The 4,582-nt window shown below is 71.4% G+C and carries 4 protein-coding genes and 1 pseudogene; 4 read left to right on the forward strand and 1 reads right to left on the reverse strand.

Features of this window, described 5'->3' with window-relative positions; all coding sequences use genetic code 11:
* Positions 1–540: SGNH/GDSL hydrolase family protein (locus D7Y13_RS38885; RefSeq protein ID WP_244222436.1), on the forward strand; the 540-nt coding region annotated here is incomplete at its 5' end.
* Positions 541–562: 22 nt separating this feature from the next.
* Here the strand turns inward: D7Y13_RS38885 and D7Y13_RS38890 are convergent.
* Entirely contained in the window at positions 563–2,488 is a 1,926-nt protein-coding gene (locus D7Y13_RS38890) for a diguanylate cyclase (RefSeq protein ID WP_120538168.1), read from the reverse strand.
* Positions 2,489–2,680: 192 nt separating this feature from the next.
* Between D7Y13_RS38890 and pgeF the strand changes: the two genes are divergently transcribed.
* The 3 genes and pseudogenes from pgeF to D7Y13_RS38905 form a co-directional block, all read left to right on the forward strand.
* Positions 2,681–3,469 carry a peptidoglycan editing factor PgeF gene (pgeF, locus tag D7Y13_RS38895; RefSeq protein ID WP_120584954.1) on the forward strand — a complete coding sequence of 263 codons (789 nt, stop codon included), beginning with the start codon at positions 2,681–2,683 and terminating at the stop codon, positions 3,467–3,469.
* A gap of 54 nt (positions 3,470–3,523) precedes the next feature.
* Positions 3,524–4,372, forward strand: a complete 849-nt coding sequence (locus D7Y13_RS38900) for a tetratricopeptide repeat protein (RefSeq protein ID WP_370450860.1) — start codon at positions 3,524–3,526, stop codon at positions 4,370–4,372.
* Between the two features lie 27 nt (positions 4,373–4,399).
* Positions 4,400–4,582 (forward strand): annotated as a pseudogene (locus tag D7Y13_RS38905) (LysM peptidoglycan-binding domain-containing protein); the annotation flags it as partial.

The raw sequence follows: 4,582 nt of genomic DNA on the forward strand, positions 1-4,582 counted from the left end.
TCGCAGGGCGGGGGCTATCCCGACCGGCTCGCCTCCCGCCTGCGACAGGGTGGCCTGCCGGTGGGCCACACCAACCTGGGGCAGAGCGGCGCGCGCGTGCGCGACGTCGTCACCAACGCCCTCAAGCGCGTCATCGCGTTGCAGCCCACGCTCATCACCCTGGGCGTGGGCACCAACGACCTCTGGCGAGGCACCGAGGTGGCGGAGTACCAGGACGACCTGGACCGCATCGCACGGCGGTTGAAGCAGACCGGCGCGTCCATGGTGGTGGTGAACCTGGCGGACATGGCGCTCGCGCCCATCGCGAAGCTGGTGCCGAGCGCGCTGTACGAAGGGCGCATCGAGCCGTTCAACGAAGCCATCGCCACCGTGGCCCGTGCGCACGGGCTGCACCTGGTGGACCTGTACACGGCCAGCCGCGAGATGATCCCCCGGCGCTCTGACTTCTTCTCCCCGGACGGCTTCCACCCGTCCGCGGTGGGCTACGAAGAGTGGGCGGACCTGATGCTGCCCGTGGTGCGCACGCTCGTGCAGCGCTGAGCCCGGCGCACCGACTCCCGCTTCACGCCTTGGCGATGCCCGACGGGGCAGGCGGCGTGGTCGGCGCGTCCGAGGGCGGGGCGTTGATGCTGCGCTCACGGCCCGGGTGCATCTCCATGCCGGGCTCGAAGGTCGTCACGCGGTTGCGGCCCGTGCGCTTGCTGCAATAGAGCGCCGAGTCCGCGCAATCCACCAGCGTCTCCTGCGAGTTCGCGTCGGTGGGGAAGTGCGCGACGCCAATGGACACCGTCACGTGGTTGCCGGGCAGGCCCGGCCGACCCAGCGCGCCCGACTCCGCCACCGCGCGGCGCAGCGTCTCCGCGACCTCGAACGCCGTCGCCTTGGAGACCTGGGGCAGCAGGAGCACGAACTCCTCGCCGCCATAGCGCCCCAGCGTGTCCACCTTGCGCGCGCGGGTGCGCAGCACGTCGGCGACCCGGCGCAGCGTCTCATCCCCGGCCCGGTGTCCCGCAAGGTCGTTGAGCCGCTTGAAGTGGTCCACGTCCACCATCAGCAGCGCCAGCGGCACGCCGAAGCGCTGCGCTCGCGCCAGCTCCAGATCCAACCGCTGGAACAGGTGGCGCCGGTTGGGCACGCCCGTGAGCGCGTCCGTCAGCGTCAGCTTCACCGTCTCCGCGTGCAGGCGCGCGTTCGTCACCGCCGTGGCCGCCTGATCCGCCACCGCGGTGAAGAGCTCGATCTCCTCCGCGGCGAAGCACGCCGTCTCCGGCCGCTGGAAGTTGATGACGCCCAGCAGCGTCTCCGCGTGCACCATGGGCACCGCGAGCAGCGAGCCCTGCTCTGAACCACCGCGCAGGCCGCGCCGCGCGAAGATGCTGGTGCTGTCCGTGAGGTCCGGCAGGTACACCGCCTTGCGCGTCTGGGCGGCCCGGCCACACGCGCCCTCGCCCAGTGCGAAGGTGTGGCCCTCCAGGCCCCGGCCCTGCGGCCACGCGTGCTTCACCTCCAGCATGCCGTCCTCGTTGAGGAGCATGATGGAGAAGTCGGGGATGTGCAGGCGCTCCACCACCATGCGGGTGATGCGCGAGAGCAGCTCGTCCAGCTCCAGCGTGGCGTTGAGCGAGCGCGCCACGTCGAACAGCAGCGACAGCTCCCGCAGGCGCTCCTCCAACTCGTCCTTGAGCGCCAGCTTCTCCTTCACCAGCTCCAGGTCGCGGTGCGTGTCGATCTCCTCCACCTTCATGGAGGTCAGCCGCGCGAGCATCTGGTTGAAGGCCGCGCCCAGCCGCGAAATCTCATCCGTGCCCCGGGCGTCCGCGCGCACCAGCAGGTCTCCGGACTCCGCGCGCCCCATGACCTCGCTCAGCCGCTTGAGCGGACGCGTGAGCACGAACCGCAGGCTCAGCCACGTGACGAGCGCCAGGATGCCGACGAAGAGCACCATCGCCCCCAGCGCGTCGCCGAACATCGTCTGCAACTGGCGGTGCAGCGCGGGCTCGCCCAGGCGCACCTGCAACACGCCCATGCGCTGCGCGGCCTCGCCGGTGTGACAGCCGGAGCACTCGGGGCCGCCCAGGGGACGCACCACCTCCGTGCCGTGGTCGATGGACCGCGCCGCCTCCTGCCCCGTCGCCGACAGTCGCGCGGCCTCCGGATGCGGGTGGCCCTGCTCCGCCGGCCGCCGGCTCCAGCGGATGCGCCCGTCCGGCGTCAGCACCCGCAGGTCCTCCACCGAGCGGAACAGCCGCGTGTCCGAGGACAGCACCTCCGCCACCGCTCCGTGCGGCGCCGCGCCGGGGGACTGGGGCAGGGTGAACGTGGAGGCCACGAACTCCGCCAGCGCCAGGGCCTCCAGGTGCGTGCCTTCGCGCACCGCCTGCCGCGTCTCGCGCGAGAAGTGCCACACGCCCAGCAACGCCACCACCAACCCTGGGAGGCCAATGCTCCAGAGGAGCTTCCTGCCAATCGTCTCGGAACCCAGGGCCATGTGCGGAACGCAGTGTCTCCGAAGCCCGCGCATTCTGTGCAACGGGAAGGAGTGTTCAGAAATTGTCAGGGGCGTGACACGCCCTGTCAAACGTACTCACGTGGAAATATTGAACCTGGACTGCTGTTATCTGCGAGTTCCTGTTTTCAGGGGCTGCGCCCGTGCTGGGGCGGAATCCCGGAGGAAAGCCCCATGCCCACGCCTGCCTTCCTCACGTCCGCGCTGTTGCCGGTGCCGCACGGCTTCGCCACGCGCGCGGGTGGGGTGTCGGAAGGACCCTACGCTTCGTTGAACCTGGGGTTCTCCGTGGGCGACGCGCGCTCCCGCGTGGAGGAGAACCACCGGCGGCTGGCGCAGGCGGTGGGCGCGAAGCTGGGCGCGCTGGGCCGCGTGTCGCAGGTGCACGGCGACCGGGTGCTCCAGGTGCGCGGCGAACAGGATGACGTGCTGCGCCCGACGCTGGGGGAAGCGGACGCGCTGTGGACGGAAGGGGAGGGAAGCTGGGTGGCGGTGGGCACCGCGGACTGCGTGCCGGTGCTGCTGGTGGATCCGCAGGGGCGCCGGGTGGCGGCGGTGCACTCGGGGTGGAAGGGCACGGACCTGGAGATCAGCGCGCGCACGGTGGAGGCGCTGGTGGCGCGGGGCTCGCGGCCGGAGCAGCTGCTGGCGGCGGTGGGCCCCTGCATCCAGGCGTGCTGCTACGAGGTGTCGGCGGAGCTGGGGGAGCGCTTCCGCGCGCGCTTCGGTCCGGACGTGGTGCGCGAGGGCGCGAAGCCCCACCTGGATCTGCCCCGCGCGGTGCGGGCGTCGCTGCTCAAGGCGGGCCTGAAGCCGGAGCACGTGGACGTGCTACAGGCTTGTACGGCATGTGAGCGCGAGCGGTTCTTCTCCCACCGGCGGGACGCGGGGCTCACGGGCCGGCACCTCAATTTCGTGCTACACCGCTTCGGGCGTCCCGTTCCAGACCGGCCGTTTTCTTGACGGTCTCCGACCGGCCTTCCTATCCTCGACGCGGAATCTCCTCCGTCCAGGCTCGTGCCGGTGCGCCCCTTCTTCTTCCGCCTGTTTGCTGTCGTGGCGCTGAGCGCGCCGACCGGTTGCGCCACCACCGCTGCCTCCCAGGCGGAGGTGGGGCGGCTGGAAGCGGAGCTGCGCACGCTGCGCGTCACCCAGGCGAAGCTGGTGGAGCGCCTGGAGCGGCTGGAGAACCGCGACGCCGTCTCCCGCGCCCGCACCGTGGCCCCCGCCGCGTCCACGCCGACGACGCCGGCCCTGGCGACCGCGAAGAAGTCCGACGCGCCCTCCGGTGACGAAGGGCTGGGCCTGCCCCCGTCGGAGCTGGCGGTGGTGCGGCTCAAGCCGAAGAAGGAACCGGCCCCGCGCATCGCCACGGCGGTCGCGGTGTCGGAGCCGGATCCGGATCAGATGGAGATGTTCATCAGCCCGGCGGACGGCGCGTCGACGACCGCGTCCCCGGGCCGCGTGGAGGTGCCGGACAAGGATCCGGCGATCCTCGAAGCCGAGTACGAGCACGCCGTGGCGCTCTTGCGCACCGGCAACGTGGAGGGGGGCGTGGATCAGCTCACGCGCTTCGCGGAGGAGAACCCCCGCCACCCCCGCGCGGACAACGCGCTGTACTTCACCGGACTGGGGCAGATGGGCCTCCAGGACACGGCCAGCGCCGCGAAGACGTTCGAACGGCTCATCAAGACCTACCCCGCCGGCGATGCCATCCTGGACGGCATGCTCCGGCTCGCGGAGTGCCGGGTGCGGCTGAATCAGGCCGTGGATGCCAGGGCCCTCTATACTCGCGTCGTCACCCAGTTCCCGGGGACGGCCGCCGCCACGCAGGCGGAGCAGCGGCTCGCCGCGCTCTCGCCGTAAGACCTTTTCGTGAAAGGACGTCGTCCGATGCGCTCCCGGATCCTCGCCTCCCTGCTCGTGCCCCTCGCCGTCGCTCCGGCGTGGACGGCCCATGCCCAGCAGCAGGACGCGCAAGAGGAGGAACCGCAGCCGGCCAGCAGTGAGACGGAAGGCCAGGACATCTCCGACGAAGCCCCGGAGCGCCCCACCTCCGTCACGCTGCCCCCCGGT

The sequence above is a fragment of the Corallococcus praedator genome, from assembly GCF_003612125.1.
Lineage (GTDB): Bacteria > Myxococcota > Myxococcia > Myxococcales > Myxococcaceae > Corallococcus > Corallococcus praedator.

Coding starts and splice junctions, on each gene's coding strand:
- D7Y13_RS38890 (WP_120538168.1), bottom strand. CDS start 2,488: ATGGCCCTGGGTTCCGAGACGATTGGCAGGAAGCTCCTCTGGAGCATT.
- pgeF (WP_120584954.1), top strand. CDS start 2,681: ATGCCCACGCCTGCCTTCCTCACGTCCGCGCTGTTGCCGGTGCCGCAC.